The sequence below is a fragment of the Polyangium sorediatum genome (assembly GCF_029946465.1).
GTDB classification, from domain to species: domain Bacteria; phylum Myxococcota_A; class Polyangia; order Polyangiales; family Polyangiaceae; genus Polyangium; species Polyangium fumosum.
In genome coordinates, this window is the sequence record NZ_JARZHI010000001.1 from 241,501 (window position 1) to 261,052 (window position 19,552).

15 protein-coding genes are annotated in these 19,552 nt (G+C 70.1%); 11 read left to right on the plus strand and 4 right to left on the minus strand.

Going from position 1 to position 19,552, the window contains the following annotated elements; genetic code table 11:
• Nucleotides 1-21 precede the first annotated feature (21 nt).
• The 5 genes from QHF89_RS01005 (at nt 22) to QHF89_RS01025 (ending at nt 8,481) form a co-directional block, all read left to right on the plus strand.
• A complete protein-coding gene (locus QHF89_RS01005; RefSeq protein ID WP_136965216.1) occupies nt 22-3,267 on the plus strand; it encodes a PD-(D/E)XK nuclease family protein in 3,246 nt (1,081 codons plus the stop codon).
• The gene (locus QHF89_RS01010; RefSeq protein ID WP_284719882.1) at nt 3,264-6,731 is read left to right on the plus strand and encodes a UvrD-helicase domain-containing protein; all 3,468 of its coding nucleotides are present in this window, start codon (nt 3,264-3,266) and stop codon (nt 6,729-6,731) included. The genes QHF89_RS01005 and QHF89_RS01010 overlap by 4 nt, the downstream gene beginning before the upstream one ends.
• A 171-nt stretch (nt 6,732-6,902) precedes the next feature.
• The gene (locus tag QHF89_RS01015) at nt 6,903-7,178 is read left to right on the plus strand and encodes a hypothetical protein (protein WP_136965217.1); all 276 of its coding nucleotides are present in this window, start codon (nt 6,903-6,905) and stop codon (nt 7,176-7,178) included.
• Between the two features lie 105 nt (nt 7,179-7,283).
• On the plus strand, nt 7,284-7,862 hold the full coding sequence (locus tag QHF89_RS01020; protein WP_136965218.1) for an HD domain-containing protein: 579 nt from the start codon (nt 7,284-7,286) through the stop codon (nt 7,860-7,862).
• Nucleotides 7,863-8,022: 160 nt separating this feature from the next.
• Entirely contained in the window at nt 8,023-8,481 is a 459-nt protein-coding gene (locus QHF89_RS01025; RefSeq protein ID WP_136965219.1) for a hypothetical protein, read from the plus strand.
• 65 nt (nt 8,482-8,546) lie between these two features.
• On the opposite strand, the gene QHF89_RS01030 is transcribed toward QHF89_RS01025, so the two are convergent.
• Nucleotides 8,547-10,064, minus strand: a complete 1,518-nt coding sequence (locus tag QHF89_RS01030; RefSeq protein WP_136965220.1) for a D-Ala-D-Ala carboxypeptidase family metallohydrolase — start codon at nt 10,062-10,064, stop codon at nt 8,547-8,549.
• 492 nt (nt 10,065-10,556) lie between these two features.
• Here QHF89_RS01030 and QHF89_RS01035 point away from each other — a divergent pair, with 492 nt between their 5' ends.
• From QHF89_RS01035 to QHF89_RS01050, 4 genes are read left to right on the plus strand one after another with little or no spacing between them, the layout of a single operon-like run.
• On the plus strand, nt 10,557-11,168 hold the full coding sequence (locus tag QHF89_RS01035; protein WP_136930452.1) for a hypothetical protein: 612 nt from the start codon (nt 10,557-10,559) through the stop codon (nt 11,166-11,168).
• A complete protein-coding gene (locus QHF89_RS01040; RefSeq protein WP_136930451.1) occupies nt 11,165-11,581 on the plus strand; it encodes a hypothetical protein in 417 nt (138 codons plus the stop codon). The genes QHF89_RS01035 and QHF89_RS01040 overlap by 4 nt, the downstream gene beginning before the upstream one ends.
• 7 nt (nt 11,582-11,588) lie before the next feature.
• The gene (gene dtd, locus QHF89_RS01045; protein ID WP_136965221.1) at nt 11,589-12,038 is read left to right on the plus strand and encodes a D-aminoacyl-tRNA deacylase; all 450 of its coding nucleotides are present in this window, start codon (nt 11,589-11,591) and stop codon (nt 12,036-12,038) included.
• Between the two features lie 44 nt (nt 12,039-12,082).
• On the plus strand, nt 12,083-13,057 hold the full coding sequence (locus QHF89_RS01050) for a ketopantoate reductase family protein (protein WP_136965222.1): 975 nt from the start codon (nt 12,083-12,085) through the stop codon (nt 13,055-13,057).
• Here the strand turns inward: QHF89_RS01050 and pdxA are convergent.
• From pdxA to QHF89_RS01065, 3 genes are all read right to left on the minus strand, one after another.
• A complete protein-coding gene (gene pdxA, locus QHF89_RS01055) occupies nt 13,052-14,104 on the minus strand; it encodes a 4-hydroxythreonine-4-phosphate dehydrogenase PdxA (RefSeq protein ID WP_284719884.1) in 1,053 nt (350 codons plus the stop codon). The two genes, QHF89_RS01050 and pdxA, sit on opposite strands and share 6 nt — an antisense overlap.
• Nucleotides 14,101-14,841, minus strand: coding sequence for a winged helix-turn-helix transcriptional regulator (locus tag QHF89_RS01060; protein ID WP_284719885.1), 741 nt, complete (start codon nt 14,839-14,841; stop codon nt 14,101-14,103). The genes pdxA and QHF89_RS01060 overlap by 4 nt, the downstream gene beginning before the upstream one ends.
• 61 nt (nt 14,842-14,902) lie before the next feature.
• Nucleotides 14,903-16,351: a TldD/PmbA family protein gene (locus QHF89_RS01065; protein WP_136965225.1), complete on the minus strand. Its 1,449-nt coding sequence runs from the start codon at nt 16,349-16,351 to the stop codon at nt 14,903-14,905.
• Between the two features lie 137 nt (nt 16,352-16,488).
• Between QHF89_RS01065 and QHF89_RS01070 the strand changes: the two genes are divergently transcribed.
• Together QHF89_RS01070 and QHF89_RS01075 are read left to right on the plus strand one after the other, a co-directional pair.
• Entirely contained in the window at nt 16,489-16,911 is a 423-nt protein-coding gene (locus QHF89_RS01070; protein WP_136930445.1) for a CopD family protein, read from the plus strand.
• Nucleotides 16,912-17,087: 176 nt separating this feature from the next.
• Nucleotides 17,088-19,514: a tetratricopeptide repeat protein gene (locus QHF89_RS01075; RefSeq protein ID WP_136965226.1), complete on the plus strand. Its 2,427-nt coding sequence runs from the start codon at nt 17,088-17,090 to the stop codon at nt 19,512-19,514.
• Nucleotides 19,515-19,552 lie beyond the last annotated feature (38 nt).

Consider the following 19,552-nt stretch of genomic DNA (forward strand, 5'->3'; position numbering starts at 1 on the left):
GGGCACGTGCTGCGTCTGCTCGTGTCCCCCCGAAGCGAGGAGCGGCTCCGGGCCGCGGAGGTTTTCCTCGGGGAGGGGAACGCCGACGCGGTCGCGCTCCTGGTGGGGCCGTCCCGCGGGGCAGCGCTCGATCTCGCGGCGCGGGTGGGTTCGTCGCGAGGCGCGATCTTCGGGCTGCATCGGCTGACGCTCGGGCAACTCGCGGCGCGCCTCGCAGCGCCGGAGCTTGCGCGGCGGAGGCTCGCGCCGGCCACGCCGCTCGGCGTGGAGGCGGTGGTGGCGCGCGCCGTGGCGAGCGCGCTCGAAGCGGGCGCGCTGGGATATTTCGCGCCGGTCGCGCGGACGCCGAGCTTCGCGAGCACGCTCGCGGCGACGCTCAGCGAGCTGCGGGTGGAGGGCGTCGGGCCCGCAGAGATCCGAGGGGACGATCCGAGGAGCCGGGATCTGCGGGAGCTCGCGCGTCGCTACGACGAGCAGCGAGAGCGAGCGCGGATCGCCGATCGCGCGGAGGTGCTCGCGGCGGCGACGGTGGCCCTGCGCGAGGCGAGCGAGATACGAAGGGCGCGGCTCGTGCTCCTCGACGTGCCGATCGCGTCGCGGCTCGAAGAGCGGTTCGTCGCGGAGCTCGTCGCCGCGGCGGAGGTCACGTTCGCGACGGCGCCGACGGGGGATGATCGCGCGGTGGAGGCGCTCGCAGCGCTCGCTTCGGAGGTCGTGACGGATCGGAGCGAGCGGTCGCATTCGTCGCTCTCGCGGCTGCATCAATACCTGTTCGCCGCCGCGGAGCTGCCGGCCGCGGAGGCGGGCGAGGACGTGTCGTTTTTCTCGGCGCCGGGCGAGGGGCGCGAGTGCGTGGAGATCACGCGTCGGATCCTCGCGGAGGCGCGGCGCGGGGTGCCGTTCGACGACATCGCGGTGTTCCTGCGCGCGCCCGACACGTACGCGGCGCTGCTCGAGAGCGCGCTGCGCCGCGCGAAGATTCCCGCGCATTTTGCGATCGGCGCCGCGCGGCCGGATCCCTCGGGGCGCGCGTTCCTCGCGCTGCTCGCCTGTCGCGCCGAAGATCTCTCACCACGGCGGTTCGCCGAGTACCTGTCGCTCGCGCCGATGCCGAAGGAGAACGTCGCGGCAGAGGCAGCGCCGCGGCCGTTGATGCCGCGGGCCGATCTTTTCGGCGCGCTGCTCGAAGGCGAGCCGACGGCGAAACGGATGCGTCGCGAGCAGGCGAGCGAGGGCGCGCGTGTGCCTGTGCGGTCCGCGCCGATCGGGTGGGAGCGTCTGCTCACGAAGGCCTCGATCGTCGGGCGCAAGGAGCGCTGGGCCGAGCGGCTCGCGGCCCTCGGAAAGGCCTTCGAACGGGAGCTTGCGTTGCTCCGGCGGCGGGATCCGAGCTCGCCGCGGATCGAGACGGTGGAGCGCGAGATCGAGGCGCTCTCCGAGCTCACGCGGTTCGCGCTTCCGCTCGTCGATACGCTCGCATCGTTGCCCGAGCACGGGAGCTGGGGCGTGTGGATCGAGGAGCTCGGCAAGCTCGCGCGGATGGCGCTGGAAGAGCCGGAGGACGTGCTCTCCGCGCTGTTCGAGCTCGCGCCGATGGCGGAGCTGCCGGCGGTGTCGTTCGACGAAGTTCGGCGCGTGCTCGAAGGCCGGCTCGGGTCCCGCGTGACGCCGCCGTCGGGGAGACGATACGGCGCGGTGTTCGTGGGGACGCCGGAGCTCGCGCGAGGTCGATCGTTCGCGGTGGTGTTCGTCCCCGGGCTTGCCGAGCGGCTGTTCCCGGAGGCGCCGCGCGAGGATCCGATCCTGCTCGACGGAGACCGGCGCGCGATCTCGAAGGCGTTGCGGACGCAGGCAGATCGGAGCCGCAATGAGCGGTTGCTTCTGCGTTTGTCCGTGGGGGCTGCGCGAGAGCGGGTGCATCTCTCGTATCCGCGCGTCGAGGTGGCGGCGGGACGGCCGCGGGTGCCTTCGTTTTACGGGCTCGACGTGCGACGCGCGACGACGGGGACGTTGCCCGATCACGACGCGCTGGAGCGAGACGCGGCGAGCGCGTCGGGCGCGCGGCTCGCGTGGCCCGCGCCCGCCGAGCCCGAGGACGCGATCGACGACGCCGAGCATGACCTCGCGATGCTGGGGCGGCTCTTGCACGGAGGCGAGGAGGCCGAGGCGGCAGGGCGCGCGCAGTACTTGCTGGATTTGAATCCGCACCTCGCGCGATCGTTGCGTACACGGTCGGCGCGCTGGGACAAACCCGTGACGCATCATGACGGCATCGTGCGCAAGACCGCGGCGACGGCGGCGGTGCTCGCGGCGAGCCGGCTGCGCGTGCGGCCGTATGCAGTGACGGCGCTCGAGAAGTTCGCGGCGTGCCCGTATCGATTCTTGCTGGCGGCGATCCACCGGCTGCCGGCGCGCGAGCGGCGCGGTTCGCCCGATAGGCTCGATCCGATCTCGCGCGGCGTGCTCTTCCACCGCGTGCAAGCCGAGACGCTCGCAAAGCTGGAGCGAGAAGGGGCGCTGCCGTTCGGCCCGGATGGTTTGTCGCGGGCCGAGGCCGTGCTCGATGAGCGGCTCGACGCGGCGGCGCGCGAGCACGAGGAGCGTACGCTGCCGCCGGTGGAGAGCGTGTTCCGCGACGAGATCGAGCGCGCGCGGGTGGAGCTTCATGCGTGGCTCGCGCGCGTGGCCGAGCAGAGCTGGCTCGTCTGGCCGGTGCGGTACGACCTCGCGTTCGGGCTGCCGCCGCACGAGCACGAGGATCCACGCAGCGTGGTCGAGGCCGCGTTGATCGAGGGGCAGTACCTGCTGCACGGCGCGATCGACGTGGTCGAGCGGCATGCGGCGACAGGGCATGCGCGTGTGACCGACGTGAAGACGGGGGCGAACTTCGCGCGGCCGGGGCTCGTGATCGACGGCGGCGAAGTGCTGCAGCCGGTGCTCTACGGTCTCGCGTACGAGGCGGTGTGGAAGGAGCCGGTGGCGGACGCGAGTTTGTCGTTCTGTACGGCGCGCGGTGGGTATGTCGAGCACGTGATCGAGCTCGACGAGTCGGCGCGCGCGAAGGCCGTCCGCGTGCTCTCCCTCGTCGACGAGGCAATCGACAAGGGGTTTTTCCCGCCCGCACCGAGGCCGGGCGCGTGTGAGACGTGCGGCTACAGGCTCGTATGTGGGCCCCACGAGGAGAGGCGCGCGGCGCGCAAGGACGAGGACTCGCTCGACGGCGGCGCGTTGTTCACGCGACTTCGTCTGCTCCGAGGTGAGCCGTGACCGAAGGCACGCTCGCGTTCGAGGCGCTGCAAGGCGAGGGGCTCGCCGACGCGGAGGCGCGTGCGCTCATCCGCGGCGCGCTCGGGAGCACGATGATCGTCGAGGCCGCGGCCGGCACGGGCAAGACGACCGAGCTCGTGCTCCGCATGGTCGCCGTGCTCGCGGAGGGGCGCGCGGAGATCGAGGAGATCGTCGCGGTCACGTTCACGGAAAAAGCAGCCGGCGAGCTCAAGCTCCGGCTGCGCAGCGGGATCGAGCGCGCGCGGAGGCTCGCCCCGGACGAGGCGCAACGCGCGAACTTGGAGCGATCGCTCGCGCATCTGGAAGAAGCGCGGATCAGCACGATCCACGGGTTTTGCGCGGATCTCCTGCGCGAGCGCCCCGTGGAGGCGGGCGTCGATCCGGCGTTCCGCGTGGTGACCGAGGCCGAGGCGGATCGGCGGTACGGCGAGGCGTTCCATCGGTGGCTCGAACAGATCCTCGGTCGTCCGCCCGAAGGTGTTCGACGGCTCCTGCGGCGGCGCGAGCACGGCCCCGGGCCGATCGAGAGGCTGCGCCGCGCCGGACAAGAGCTCATCGCCTGGCGACATTTCACCGCGCGCTGGCAGCGGCCTCCGTTCGAGCGGGACCACGCCGTCGACGCGATCCTCGCGGAGATGTCGGCCTTCGCCGAGGCGAGCGAGGGCGCGCTCCACGGAAACGATCCGCTGCACCGCGACACCGAGCCGGCACGCGCGCTCGTCATGCGCCTGCGCGCCGAGGGCGAGCACCGCTGGGATCGCGACGAGATCGAGGCCGAGCTTTGCGCCCTCGCGCGGCAACGCGACTTCATGCGACCGCGGCGCGGCGCGGGATCCCGCTACGGAGCGCACACGACGCGGGCCGATTTGCTCGCGGCGCACGCGGCGCTCGTGGCCTCGCTCGAACGGTTCCAGCGCGCGGCCGACGGGGATCTCGCGGCGCTCTTGCAGGAAGAGCTCGGCGCGCTCGTCGCGACGTACCAGGCGCGCAAGGCCGAGGTGGGCGCGCTCGACTTCGAGGATCTGCTCGTCTGCACGCGCGACCTCGTGCGTGATCAGGGCGAGGTGCGCCGCGCGTTCCAGGAGCGGTATCGCTGCATCTTCGTCGACGAGTTCCAGGACACGGACCCGCTCCAGGCCGAGATCCTCATGCTGCTCGCGGCCGACGATCCGAGCGTCCGCGCCTATCGCGACGTGCGGCCCGTGCCCGGAAAGCTCTTCCTCGTCGGGGATCCGAAGCAGGCGATCTACCGGTTTCGTCGGGCCGATCTTTCCGTGTACGAGGAGGTCAAGGAGCTGCTCGTCCGGCGCGGCGCGCTCTTCGTGGAGCTCAGCACGAGCTTCCGATCAGTCCCCGGGATCCAAAAGCTCGTGAACGTCGCCTTCGCGCCCGTGATGGTGGGCGATCGCGAGGCGCTCTCCGCGCGGTACGTGCCGCTCCGGCCCGCGCGCAAGGCGATCGCAGAGCAGCCGTCGATCGTGTGCGTGCCCGTTCCCGAGCCGTACGGCAAGCAGCGGCTCACCTCGGCCGCCGTCGAGGAGAGTGTGCCGGCTGCGGTGGGCGCGTACCTCGATTGGCTCCTGCACGAGAGCAACTGGAAGGTGACCGAGCGCGATCAGCCCGGCGAGTTCGTCCCCGTGGCGCCGAGGCACGTTTGTCTGGTTTTCCGCCGCTTCGAGAGCCACGGCGAGGACGTCACACGCGCCTACGTCGAGGCCCTCGAAGCGCGCGGCATCCCGCACGTGCTCGTCGGCGGAAAGTCGTTTTACGCCCGCGAGGAGGTCGAGACCATGCTCGCGGCGCTGCGCGCGATCGAGCGCCCCGAGGACGAGCTCGCCGTCTTCGCGACGCTGCGCGGTTCGCTCTTCGCCGTCGGCGACGAGGCGCTGCTCGAATACCGGTTCACCTACGGAAAGTTGCACCCCCAACGAATCCCCGAGGCCCCGCTGCCCCCGCACCTCGCGCCGATCGCCGCCGCGCTCTCGCTCCTCGCGCGGCTCTCCGAAGGGCGAAACGCGCGGCCGATCGAGACCACGGTCACCGAGCTCTGCGACGCGACACGCGCCTGCGTGGGGTTTGCCCTGCGTCCCTCGGGCGAACGCGCGCTCGCCAACGTGCTGCACGTCGCCGAGCTCGGGCGCGCTTACGAGGCCTCCGGTGGCACGTCGTTCCGCGCGTTCGTCGAGCAACTCGAAGAGGACGCCGAGCGCGGCCGCGCGCCCGAGGCGCCAATCCTCGAAGAGGGCGGCGACGGCGTGCGGATCATGACGGCACATCGAGCCAAGGGCCTCGAATTCCCCGTCGTGGTGCTCGCCGACGTGACCGCGCGCCTCGGCGCACAAGCGGTGAGCCGCTACGTCGACGCCTCGCGTTCGCTCTGCGCGCTCCGCCTCGGCAGCATCGCGCCCTGGGACCTCGTGGAGCACGAGGCGCTCGAAATGCGGCGCGACGAGGCCGAAGGCACGCGGCTCGTGTATGTGGCCGCGACGCGCGCGCGGGACCTCGTCATCGTGCCGGCCGTGGGCGACGCCCCGCAGTTCCCCGAGCAATCGTGGATCGGCCCGATCCACGCGGCGATCGCGCCTCCCTCCGGCGCGATGCCGTCCGTCGACGCGGCGCCCGGCTGCCCGCCGTTCGGCGACGATACGGTCCTGTCACGGCCGTCGGGGATTTCACGCGGGTCGGCGACGGTTTGTCCGGGCGGATATCGTTTGTCCGGCGGTCATGACGTCGTGTGGTGGGACGTGACGCGCCTCGACCTCGCGCGTGAGCCTGCGTTCGGCGTGCGCCGCGAGGACATGCTGCGCAAGGACGCGCCCGTCGGCCGCGTGGAAGAGGATCTGGAGACGTACCGACGCTGGGTCCGGGAGCGCGCGGCCGATCGCGAGCGCGGCGCGCGTCCGCTGTACAAGGTGCAGACGGTCACGGAGCGGGCCGAGACGTCGAACGAAGCGCCTGCGCTCGACGTGCCGATCTTCGATGTCGGCCGGGAAGCGGGCCGGCCCGGGGGGGCTCGCTTCGGCGAGCTCGTGCATGCGGTGCTCGCGCAGGTCCCGCTCTCAGCCGACCGGGATGTCGTGGAGGAGGCGGCGGCGCTCGCGGCGCGGCTCTTCGGCGCGACGGAGATCGAGGAGGCGGCGGCGGTGCGCGCGGTCGTCCTCGCGCTCGCTCATCCGGTGATCGAGAGGGCGCGCGCGGCCGAGGCGCGCGGCGAATGCCGACGGGAGACGCCGCTCAGCCTGATGGCCGAGGATGGTACGCTGATCGAGGGCATCGTCGACCTCGCGTTTCGCGAGCCGAACGGATGGACCGTGGTGGATTTCAAGACCGACCGCGCGATCGACCGCGCGGGGCCCGTGTATCGGCGGCAGGTTTCGCTTTATGCGACGGCGATCGGGCGGGCGACGGGGGAGCCCTGCGTGGCTTTGCTCTTGCGGGTTTGAACCCTCTTGCGCGCGTGGAAGCCTCGCAGACGGTGATTCAACCAGACAAACCCCACGTGCGTTCGGGCTTTTTGTGACGCGTTTGCAATGGGATGTGATGGAACTTCGTCCGAGGTGTATCTGTGAGCAGGGCTTGACGGCTCACTTACGCGCTGGTGGAGTGGTTCGATCATGCGTGACGATACGCCGAACCCCTACGAGCCCCCGAAAGAGGCGCCTCCGCAGAGATTCGAGAACGCGTGGAGCCAGAACGCAGAACTCAGCGGGGCGGATTGGGCCCTCATCGTCCTTTGCTCATGTCCCGCGGCCATCGTCGGGCTCGTCCGGGTCATCAAAGGCGAGCCCAGTGGCGCGAAAATGCTTGGGTTTTCCATTCTGTCCATGTTCGTGTGGGGGATTCTGCGCGGGTGCGTCACCGCGGCGCAGCAGACCCCGCACATGTACTGAGGTCGAGGCGGTCCGAAGCAGGCGCGCCGGCTTGACTGCGGCGTGAAGTGTCGCGGCGCGCGCTCGGCGCTCGCCGCGGCGCCTCGGGGACACTAGATTCCAGGCATGACGCCCCTCCTCAAGCGCGCGCTCGATCAGGCGGCGGTTTGGCATCGAGGACAGAAACGCAAGTACCCCGGCGTCGACGTGCCGTACGTGAGCCACCTGGCTGGCGTCGCCGTCCTCCTCGCCAAGCATGGCTTCGACGACGAAGTCATCGCAGCAGGCGCGCTGCACGACGCCATCGAGGACACCGGCGCGACAGCCGAGGACATCGCGCGTCTGTTCGGGCGCCGCGTCGCCGAGCTCGTGCTCGCCGTGACCGAGCCCGCGAAGACCTTCGCCTGGGAGGAGCGCAAACAGCGCTACCTCGAGCAATTCATGAACAACCCCTGGGACGCCCAGGCCATCACCATTGCGGACAAGATCGACAACTTCCAATCGATCGTCGTCTGCGCGGCGACCCACGGCGACCCCTGGCCCATGTTCCGCCGCGGCCGAGATACGCAGATCGCCGGCTTCCGCGCGCTGCGCGAGCGCATCGTGCGCTTGCCGCCGCACCCGTTGATCGACGAGTTCGAGCGCGCCTTCGCCGACGTCCTCGCCGCTCCGGCCGGCGCCGCCCTCGAACATCGCTCGGCCTGAACGCCCAGGGTCTGTGATATGTGCGGATCCGCCCGAGCCGCGGATGCGTTGCGGGTGCATCTCACGAGAGGAGGAGAGCGATGAAGAAGACCCTCAGGTTTCCCCTGGCGGTGGGCCCAACTGCGCCGTCGACGGCGAGACACCCTGACCGTCTCCTCGCATGAAACATCGAATGTCGTGGGTGGGGCTCGTGGTGCTTGGGGTTTTGGCGTCCGCCTGCCGCTCGGAACCGCCTCCGCCTGTGATCGAGTATGGAGAGCCGGTCGGGCTTCGGATGGCGACGAAGCGCGGGGTCCCGGACTATGAAATCGCCGTCGCCATCTCCAAAGGGACCGACATCGCGCCGCTCGTCCCGGCGCTCGGCGCGGCCTTGCACGCGGCGGTCGAGCTTTGCCCAGAGATCGTGCAGGCCGGGCAACGCGGCGAGATCGTGAGCGTCTCGTTCCGCGTCGAGCAGGGGGCGATCGGTAAGGTCGCGACGAAGGGCGTGGAGGCGACGTGCGTCGGAGGCGCGCTCGGTGGAAAACCCATCGCCGCGCCGGACAAACTCGCCGTGCTGGCGCAGATTCGGTTCCCGTCCGAGGCGCCCGTTCCGACGGCTCCGACGGGCACACCTTGAAGCGCGGGCGCCGGGGTGGGCGTCGCGCTTGCGCGGTCGCTTCTTGGGACGGCTGCGGCGGGGTGTTATCGCGTCGTCGGTGACGGAGCCGCGGGGGGCGGGGTCGGCTGCGTCTTCTTCGGGGGAGGCACAGGATCCTTCGGGTCGGCTTCCTTCGGCTCCTCGTCCTTTTCCGCCGGCGGCTGCGCCGTCGGATTCGTAGGGGCCTGCGCCGCGGGGGGATCCTTCGGGGCCTGCGCCGCGGGTTGCGGCTCCTTCGCCGCGGGTTGCGGCTCCTTCGCCGCGGGTTGCGGCTCCTTCGCCGCGGGCTGCTCCTTGCCCTGCTGCTCCATCGCCTCGTCCACCGCGGCGACGGGCGACGTTGCCGGCGCATCCGCGGGCTCTGGCGGCGGCGGCCACTGGCTCACGTAGCGCGGCGCTTCTCCCGGCCCCGACGCGTCGATCCAGGTCACCGAGCCCGTCCCCGGCGTGCGCACGTCCACGTGGACGAACGAGCTGTTCGGGTAGTAGCCGCAGCCCGTGTCCGCGATCGTCTTGCAGAACGCGACGACCTCCTCGTTCGATACGCCCGCGACGCGCAGGTCGAGCGCGCGCGCGCTCTGGTGCAAGCTGCCCCGGCTCTTCGGGCGGTAGCCGCTCACGAGCGAGATCCCCTTGCCCGGGAAATGCTTCGCGATCGCCTCGACCCGCGACAGGAGCCCTGGATCGAGCAGCCGCACGTTCGGCGCGATCTCGTGGGACGCGACCGCCGGCTCTGGCGCCTTCTCCTTGCCTCCCTTGCCCTTGGCCGCGGCTGGTTTTTCCTGCTTCGCCGCGCGCGGGTCGGGCTTTTTCGCCTTCGGAAGCTCTGGCCGCGGCGTGCCCCAGGGCCGCGCGAGCACGCTGAGCTTCTCGCGCGCGTCGTCGAGCACCTTGCCCTTGCAGTCGACGAGCGAGAACGTCTCGCCTTCGAGGCCGTTCCGATCGATCGACACCGCCGGCGCGAAGCAGGGTGGGCGGTCCGTCTCGGCTTCGGCTTTTTTCGTGCCTTTGCGCTTCTTGCTCGGCGTCCGCGTCGATGCCTTTTTCGTGCGCGAAACGCCCGCCGCGCCCTCGGACTTCTTCGCGCTCGTGGTCTTCGTGCTGGCCGTCGTGGTCGCGCCCTCGGACTTCTTCGCGCTCGCGGCCTTCGTGCTGGCCGTCGTGGTCGCGCCCTCGGACTTCTTCGCGCTCGCGGCCTTCGTGCCGGCGGTCGTGGTCGCGCCCTTCTCGTGCGTGGCGGGCTTCGTGGCCGCCTCGGGCTTGGCCTTCGTCGACGCCGCCTTGTTCGCGACCTCGGCCGTCTTCGGCTCGGCCTGCACCATGCGCTTCGGCGGGGCCTTGCGTCGGTTCTTGCGTTTCTTCGGCGCAGCGGCGGTTTTTTGGGGCTCCTCGGGCGCCTTCTCCGTCTTCGCGGGCGCCTGCGCCTTCGCGGGCTCCGCCGCCTTCGGCGCCGCCTCTTCCGCGAACGCCTCGCCGAAGGCGAAGGGCGCCGCGAGCGTCAACACCGCCGCGAGCGTGGACGCAACCCTACGCCTGATCCGACCGTAACGACCGCTGACCATGTGTCGTGCTCTCCACCGACGCCCATCCGTCCATGCGCGGGACGCTGGGTACGCCGGTGTCTCGCGTTGTGTCATGGGGTAGGTGCGCGGGCCTAATTTTCTGAGGCTTCCACGGGTGCCTGTGGTAGAGGTGGGGCACCCATCGCGGCGCCACGCGCGCCTCGATGGCGCGGACGTCGCCCTCGTTCATGGCACGTCCCGTCGCTCGGACGGCGGCGGGCAGAGTCCAATCGAGGCGCCCGCGCAGTTGGCCCGCACCGGGGGAAAGGTCGGCTCGAAGCAGACGAGCGTTCTTGGAGAACCAGAGAAGGGCAACGCCGCACGGCGGGCCCGCGCGTGAGCGAGCGACTGCCAGCGAAGCACGAGCACGCCACGAGGCGCGGACGTCGAGCATGAACGTTGCCTCCGGGCTCACGAGTCCCGGGACCAAGAACCGCGAGCCCTGCGAAGCTCTCCCCCTCCGGCGGCAGCAAGGACGAATTTATGCGGCGGATGCGGAAAGACGAGACCAAAGTCTGGCACAACCCCGAGCTCGCGCCGTTTGCGCGGGCGCCGAAGGCCGGCAGCACGAGCCGGAGCGGCACGACCCCCCAGGACAGCCGCGTCGCGAAGGAGCATCGCGCCGCGCTCGAGGCGCTCTTCGCGCCGCGCCGGGAGCCGGAGCCAGAAGGCAGCGGAAAGAACGGCAAGAACGGCCGCGACTCGACGCCGAAGCCGGGCCGCATCGTGCTCGCGCCGCCTCCGCAGAGTGATCCGCGCGCCACGGAGCGCCAGCGGCTCCTGTCGAAGCTCCTCGTCGCCGAGGGGCGCCCGCACATCACGAAGGCCGCGAACGAGTTCCTCGGCGCCGGCTTCACCTTCCCCGACGACCAGGACGTGCACCTGAAGCTCCTCGAGCACAGCGACGAGTCGCGCGTGCGTGAGGCGCTCTCCTCGCTCTCCTCGCTCCTCGTCGGCGAGCTGCCGAAGCGCCGCGCCGTGCTCGAGTCGCGCCTGCGCCGCATCGAGGAGTTCGCCGAGGACGAGTCCACCCGCGATGCCGCCGCCCAGCTCCGCAGGCAAGTGAGCGGCAGGCCCGATACGCAGAACCAGTCCGCCCAATGAACAAAGCCGAGTTCGAGGCCGAGCTGCGCAAGCTCTTCCAGGCCCACGAGTCCCGCACCGAAAACGAGCGCTGCGTGCAGTGCGTGAGCTGCGAGCGCTGCGTCGACTGCACGTTCTGCAAGAGCTCGAAGGCGCTCGCGCGTTGCCACTACTGCGTCGACTCGCAGCGCTGCTCGGACAGCACGCACTGCCGCAGCTCGCGCGACCTCGTGCGCTGCAACCACTGCGTCGCGTGCGAGCGCTGCACGCAGTGCTCGTACGTGGTTCGCTCCGTCGACTGCACCGAGTGCACGTACTGCTTCGGTTGCGTCGGGCTCGTTCGCAAGGACTTCCACATCCTGAACAAGCCCTACGACCGCAGCACGTACTTCGCGATCACGAGCCGCCTTACGCGCGAGCTCGGCCTCGGCTGATCGTTCGATGCGCGCCGTCGTGCAGCGCGCCCTATCCGCCCGCGTCGAAGTGAACGGCGAGGTCACGGGCCGCATCGGCCAGGGCCTCGTCGCGTTCGTCGGCGCCGAGAAGGGCGACGCGCAGGCCGACCTCGACTACGTCGCGAGCAAGGTCCTCGGCCTCCGCGTCTTTCCCGACGAGAACGGCAAGATGACCCGCGCGCTCGCCGACGTCGGCGGGGGCTTGCTCGTCATCAGCCAGTTCACCGTCTTCGGCGACGTGCGCCGCGGCCTGCGCCCGAGCTTCGACGGCGCAATGGAGCCCGTCGGCGCCGAGGCGCTCTACGATCGTTTCGTCGAGGTCGCTCGCAAGAGCGGCGTCCCCGTCGAGACCGGTCGCTTCCGCGCGGACATGCGTGTCTTCGTCGAGAACGACGGACCGGTCACGATCCTCGTCGATTCGCGCCGCTTGTTCTGACCGTCTTCCCACGCGCCACGCGCGGCGGTACGTAACGGCTCACCATGCACGTGATCGTGTTCGGAGCGGGCGCGCTCGGGCGCATTTATGGCGTACGCCTCGCCGCGGCGGGCGTTCAGGTCTCGTTCGTCGTTCGGCCCTCGCGCCTTGCCGAGACGTACTCGTTCGTCGTCGAGCAGGTGAACGGGGAGAAGCGCCGCGACGTCATCGAGCAGCCGCGCCGCATCGAGCAGATCCCCGCCGACGCGACGCTCCTCCTCCTCGCGGTTCGGTTCGACCAGCTCGACCACCTTTGCCAGAACCAGGACGACGTGCTCGCCGAGGCCCTCCGCGCGGGCCCTGCCGTGCCGCTCGTCGTGCTCACGCCCGTCCTGCCGCCGCAGCTCGCCGCGCTGGAGAAGGCGATCGGGCGGCGCGCCGTCAGCGCCATGCCCGGCGTCGCGGGGTATGTGGACGACGTCGATGATCGTGGCGTCGTTCGGTACTGGTCGACCGGCATCGCCTCGACGCTCCTCGACGACGACGCCTCGGGCCCCGCGCACTCGACGTCCCGCGATGCGCTCGAGGTCCTCGCGCGTCGCCTCACGAACGGTGGTTTGCCCACGCGCTTCGAGCGCGACGTCGCCTCGCTCAATGCGGCCAGCACCGTCTCATTTTTCCCGCTCATCGCGTCGATCGACGCGGGCCGCGGCATCGACGGCGTGCTCCAGGACAAGGACCTCTTCGAGACCGCGGTCGCGGCCGCCAAGGAGTGCGAGGGCCTCGCGAAAAAGCTCGGCAAGGTCGCGCCGTGGGCGCACGTGCTCACGCGGTTCGTCGGGCCGTACACCATCAAGCCCGGCGTGGCCCTCGCGCGCCGCCTCGCGCCCGAGACCGTGCGCTTCGTCGAGCGCCACTTCGGCCCGAAGCTCCACGCGCAGCACCTCGCCATGGGCGAGAGCATCCGCGAGCTCGGCCGCGAGCAGGGCCTCGACATGCCCCAGCTCGATCACCTCATGCAGCGGCTCCGCGCGTCATGACGCGCCCGCGATGAGCGACGCGCGCCCGCGCACCTTCGCGAGCGTGAGCGCGAGCGCGAGGGCGCTCTCCATCCCGCGTGGATCGGCCTTGCCCGTGCCCGCGATGTCGTACCCCGTCCCGTGATCGACGCTCGTGCGGATCACGGGCAGGCCGAGCGTCACGTTCACCGCTTCGCCAAACCCCACGAGCTTGCAGGGGATCGTCGCCTGGTCGTGGTACATCGCGACGACCCCGTCGAAGGCCCCTGCCGCTTGCTTGCGGAACGCAGTCTCGGCGCCGAGCGGGCCCGAGAGCTGCGCGAAAAACCCATCCGCGGCGAGCCGCTCGTTCGCGCGCTCGATCCCCGGCTTGATGCTCGTCTCCTCCTCGATCCCGAGCATCCCGCCCTCGCCCGCGTGTGGGTTCAGCGCCGCGACGGCCACGCGCGGCGCCTCCATGCCGAGCGATCGGAGCAGCCGCACGAGCCAGTAACAGCTCGTCGCCACCGCGTCGGGCGTCACGGCCGCCGGGACCTCCGCGAGCGGAAGGTGCGTCGTGACGAGCGCCGTCGTGATGTTTGCCGCGCGAAACGCCATCACCACCTCGCGCGCCCCGAGCCGCGCCGCGAGATGCTCCGTATGTCCCGAAAAACCTTTTGCGCCCGGAGCACCACTCGTCGCGATCGCGAGCTTCGACACCGGACCGGTCACGAGCGCGGCGGCGGTGCCGTCTTGCACGAGCGCGAGCGCCTCGTTTACCCACGCGAGCTGCGCGGCGCCGGCCTTGCGATCCGGGGCGCCGGGCTGCGCGGGCGCGGCGAGCTGCGTGCTCGGCCCCCACACGCCGATTTCGCCGAGCGCGAGGGCCTCGATCTCCTGCGCGCTCGCCACGACGCGTAACCTCGACGCCGCGATCTTCCCGTCGTGCGCCGCGCGCCGCAACGTCTCCGTATCCCCGACGAGCACGCACCGCGCCTCGGCGTCGGCGTTTGCCGCCGCGTGCACCGCGACCTCGGGACCGATTCCGCTCGGACAACCCACGCTTACGGCGATCGTCTGGCGCTTCATGCGAGCATCGCCCTCCGCGGCTCGACCGTGGTCCGGCTCGGCGTGTCCGGCGCTTCGAGCTTGTAGCCCGCGCCTCGCAGCGTCACGAGCGGCAGCGCGCCGCCGAGCTTCGAGCGCAGCCGCCGCACGTGGATGTCCACCGTGCGGGGCCCGCCTTCGTACCGCGGCCCCCATACCTTCACGAGCAGCTCCTCGCGCGACACGACCTTGCCGCGCTTCTCGCAGAGATACGAGAGCAACGCGAACTCTTTCGCCGTGAGCGGCACGCTGCGGCCATCGATGCACGCCTCGTGCGCCGATCGATCGACGACGAGCGCGCCCACCTTCACGCGCTCCTCCGTGGCAAACTCGCTCTTTTGCCACTCCCCCTTGCGGATACGCGCGTAAAGCTCCGCAGGCACGTACGGCGAAAGGACGAAATCGTCGAAGCCGCTCGCGGGATCCATCCGCGCGACCTGCGCCACCGACACGGCCGCGATCGCCGGGACGCCCGTGAGCCGCGCCTCCCGCCGCAACGCGCGGAGCGCCGCCACCGCGAGATCCGGCCGCTCCGGCGTCTCCACGAGGATCGCCCGCGCCTCGTCGTCCTCGCGCTGGAAACACCGCGAGGGCTCGTCCCACAGATCGAGCGTGCGCACCGTGGCGCCGAGGCCTCGCAGCACGCTCGCCGCGCACTCTTCGCGTTCGAGCTCGGGGCCGTGCCCGACGATGACGATGAACGACGAGCGGCGCGACATCGGGCGTCGCTATAAAGCTCATGCTGCGGCGCGGCAAGCGTGCGCCTGCCGCGCTGAAACTTCAGCCGATCTTGGTGCCGCCCACGGTGATCTTGTCGATCTTGATCGTCGGGCATCCGACGCCGACGGGCACGCTCTGGCCGTCCTTGCCGCAGGTCCAGATGCCGTCGGAGATCGCGAGGTCCGTGCCGAGCATCGTGACCTTGCCGAGCACGTCGGGGCCGTTGCCGATGAGGTTCACGCCCTTCAAGGGCCGCGTGATCTTGCCGTCTTCGATCAGGTAGCTCTCGGTCAACGAGAACACGAAGTCGCCGTTCGAGATGTCGACCTGGCCGCCGCCGAACTTCTTCGCGAAGACGCCGCGTTTGACGCTGCGAACGATCTCCTCCGGATCGTGTGGGCCCGCGAGCAGGATGGTGTTCGTCATGCGCGGCAAGGGCGCGGCGCCGAAGCTCTCGCGCCGGCCGTTGCCCGTCGGCGCGAGCTTGTAGTGCTTGGCCGAGAGCCGGTCGTGCATGTACCCGGCGAGCGTGCCGTTCTCGATGAGCACGCTCCTGCCCGGCTCGTTGCCCTCGTCGTCGACGTTGATCGCGCCGCGCGACGAGAGCAGCGTCGCGTCGTCGACGACGGTGCAGAGCGGGCTCGCGACCGGCTCGCCGACCTTGCCGGCGTAGTTCGACGTGCCCTTCCTGTTGAAGTCGGCTTCGAGCCCGTGGCCCACGGCCTCGTGCAGGAGGATGCCGCTGTCGCCGGGGCCGAGCACCACGTTCATCTCGCCCGCCGGCGCTTCCTCGGCGTCGAGCATCGTCGTCGCTTGCCGCGCGGCTTCTCGGGCGTGCATCTCCGGCGAGAGATCGGCGAAGTAAGCTGCGAGCGTGGTTCGTCCGCCGCCGCTGCTCGATCCTTCCTGCCGTTTGCCGTCGCGCTCCGCGATCGCGCGCACGCTGAAGCGGAAGAGCGGCTGCACGTCGTGCGCCATCACGCCGTCGCTCGTCGCCAGCAGGATCTCGCGGATCTCCTCGGAGAAACTCGCCTCGGCCTTCACGATGTGCGGACCTTCGGCGAGGGCCGCGGCGCTCGCTCGTTCGAGCAGCGCGCGTTTTTCCATGCCGGGCACGTCGAGCGAGACGAGCGGCACGTCGTAGCGGTTCGGCAGCGGCCGGAACCTCGGCAGCACGTGCGTCGTGCCGCCGGAGCTCGTGGCGATCTGCGCCGCGGTCTCGGCCGCGCGCTTCATCGACTCCCACGAGAGGTCCTCGGTGTAGGCGTAGCCCGTCGCGTCGCCGCGCTGCACGCGTACGCCGACGCCCATCGACACGCCGCGCGAGGCGGCCTTGAGGATGCCTTCGTCGAAGGAGAAGCCGCCGCCGGCGCGGTATTCGAAGAACAGATCGGCGTACTCGCCGCCTTTGGAGAGGGCGACGGCGAGGAGGCGTCCGCACAGGTCGGCGTCGATCTCGGTGTCTCCGCCCGGCGCGAACGGGGCACGATAGGCAGCGCTTCTGGTCATGGGCCTCCGAATGTAGAGCGCGGCCCTGGATCGGTCGAGCCGAAGCCTCGGAAATCCGGCCTTCGCGTGTGGTTTCTCGCGACCTCGGGCGCAGAAAAGTCGACGTCGCTCGGGCGAAGAGGTAACGCGTTTTTACGATGAACGGACCCCAGATCGCCCTCGTGTGGCTCCACGTGTCGGGCAACCTCGTCTGGATCGGCTCGATCCTCGCGGTCGCGTTCGCTCTCACGGCGGGCGGGACCGACCCGAAGGTTCGTGGCGCGCTGGGAGAGCGGATCTACCGGCTGCTCAGCGTGCCTGCGTTCGTGCTTTCGTTCGTGGCCGGCGTGGCGCGCCTGTTGATGGACACGCGCTACTACCTCGTCGAGCACCACTGGATGCACGGCAAGCTGCTCTTCGCGCTCGTGATCATCGGGATCCACCACGTGATCGGCGGCCGGGCGAAGAAGCTCGCGCGGGGAACTGTGCAGGACGCCGGGCCGACTGCTATGATGGCCATGATCCTCGCGGTGTCGGCGGTCATCGCCGCCTTCTTCGCGATTTTCAAGCTGCCGAACTGAAAAAGCCGGGATCGCGGCTCGCCTGAGATCGCCCGGTTTTCGTTTCGATACTCCGTTCCGACGCGACCGTGCTTGTGCGGGTCGTCGTTCCGTTAGATGATGAATCGTGGATGAGGCGGCGCGAAGCGTCGCGTCGCGTCGTCCCCGGTCGCTCTCTCGAGGAGAATCCCATCGCCGTGGCGGTCGATCGCGACAAGGTGCTCCGAGCAGCGCAGAAGTTCGTCGAAGGAAAGCGCTGGGACAAAGCGATTGCCGAGTTCCAGAGGCTCATCGCCGAAGATCCGAAGGACGTCCGGGTCCTGCTCAAGATCGGCGACTGCCACCTCAAGATCGAGCAGTACGCCGAGGCCATCGAGACGTACGAGGTCGTGGCGCGGCTCTACATCGAGCAGAAGCCGCCCGAGCCGCTCAAGGCGATCCGCGTCTACCGTCAGATCCTGGAGATCATCGACAAGCGCGCGCCGAAGCTCCTCGAACGGTTTGGCTGGGTCTTGCCGCGCCTCGCGGAGCTCTACACGCAGCTCGGCCTGACGAGCGACGCGGCCGCGACGTACGACGACATCGCGAACCGGCTGCACAAGGCGAACAAGGATCGCGAGGCGATCGAGCCGCTGAAGAAGGTCGTCGATCTCGACCCGCAAAACCCCGTGCCGCGCCTGCGCCTCGCCGAGGCGTACAGCCGCATCAAGGACACGCCGGCGGCGATCGGGCAGCTCGGACAAGCGGCGGAGGTCCTCGTCAAGATCGGCCGGCGCGACGACGCGATGAAGGTCCTCGACCGGCTGCTCGCGATCAAGCCCGACGGCAAGTACGCCAAGGTCGCGGCGAGGATGTACCTGGAGCGCGCGCAGCAAACCGACGCGATGACCGCGCTCGCGAAGCTCCAGATCTCCTTCAAGGAGAACCCGAAGGACCTCGAGACGCTCGGCCTCTTGGCGAAGGCGTTCGACAAACTCGGGCAGGGGCCGAAGGCGACCGAGGTCTTGAAGGAGGCCGCGCGCCTCGCGAAGGAAGCCAAGAAAAACGACGAGTTCAACGAGCTCGTCGACGCGCTCCTCGCGCGCGCGCCGAACGACGACGCGGTCCGGCAGCTCGCGGCGCAGCGGCCCGCGCCGCCGCGCAAGCAGGTCGAGGACGACTCGGTCATCGTCGTGGGCGACGACTACGTCGACGTCGACGATCTGCCGCCCGACTCGGAGCCGCCGATCCCGCTCCAGCCCTCGCACCACGACGACGAGGCGCTCCGCGCGCGGCAGTACATGCAGCGGGCGGAGGCGTACCGCAGCCAGTACGACTACCCCTCGGCGATCGCGATCCTGCTCGACGCCGTCGCCATGGTGCCCACCTCGCACGAGCTGCGATCGCGGCTCGTCGACGTGCTCAAGGAGGCGGGCGACGAGGAAGGCGCGATCCGCCAGATGCTGATCTTCGCGCAGCGCCTGAGCGTCGAAGGCGACGTGAAGAGGGCGGCGGAGCTGCTCGACGAGATCCTGCTCATGGATGCGTCGCAGCCCGAGGCGATCCAGATGCTGCGCGCGCTCGGCTACCAGGTCGATGCGCCGCAGCCGCAGCAGGTCTACCCGCAGCAAGCGTATCCGTACGCGCAGCCGCAGGGGCAACTCGGCGCGCTCGATGATCCGTTCGCGGGCGTCCAGGCGCAGCAGCATCAGGCCTACGCGCAGCAGCCGCAGTACCCGGCGCAGCCGTACGCGCCGCCGCAGCATCCGCCTGCGCCGACGCGGAGCCAGACGGGGCACACGCTCGACGAGGACGTCCTCGAGCAGATCGATTTCTACGCCAACCAAGGCATGCTCGACGACGCGCGCGCCATGCTCGACGAGCAGCTCGCGCTCCTGCCGAACCACCCGCTCCTGCTTTACAAGCGCGCCGAGCTCGAGCAGATGGGCCGGCCTTCGTACGTGCCGGATCTGCCGGGCGGCGGCAGCGGGATCATCACGAAGAAGAGCGAGTACCCGGCCGACAACGACTTCAAAGAGATCCAGGACATGATCAATGACCTGGAGTTCGCGCCCGAGGCCGCAGCGGCGCCGCCCGAGTTCCCCGGCGTCAACGTCGAGAAGATTTTCGACGAGTTCAAGCAGGGCGTTCAGGCGCAGATCTCGGACGCGGATTCGGCCACGCATTACGATCTCGGCGTCGCCTATCGCGAGATGGGCATGTACATGGACGCAATCCATGAATTCGAGGTCGCGGCGCGGGACCCGTCCCGCGAATGCGTGTGCCGTTCGGTCATCGGGATGATCCACCTGCAGCTCGGCAACGTCGACGCGGCGATCGACGCGTTCCTGCGCGGGCTCGAGGCGCGGCAGAAGACGCGGGAGCAGGAGCTCGCGCTCGCGTACGAGCTCGCGGACGCGTATGAGGCCCGGAAAAACCCGGAGCAGGCGCTCTATTACTTCAAGCGTGTCGGGCAGATCGACCCGAACTATCGAGAGCCGCGCGGCGGTGTGCAGGATCGTATTCGCCGGCTGGAGCCGAACCCGGTCCCGGCCAAGCAGGCGAAGGCGGCTGGCGCGGAGCTTCTCGGCGACGATTTCGATCTCGCGTTCGACGACCTCGTGAGCAAGGGCAAGCTCTCGTAATTCACAGCCAGCCTCATCTTCCGCGGTGTATCGTCGTC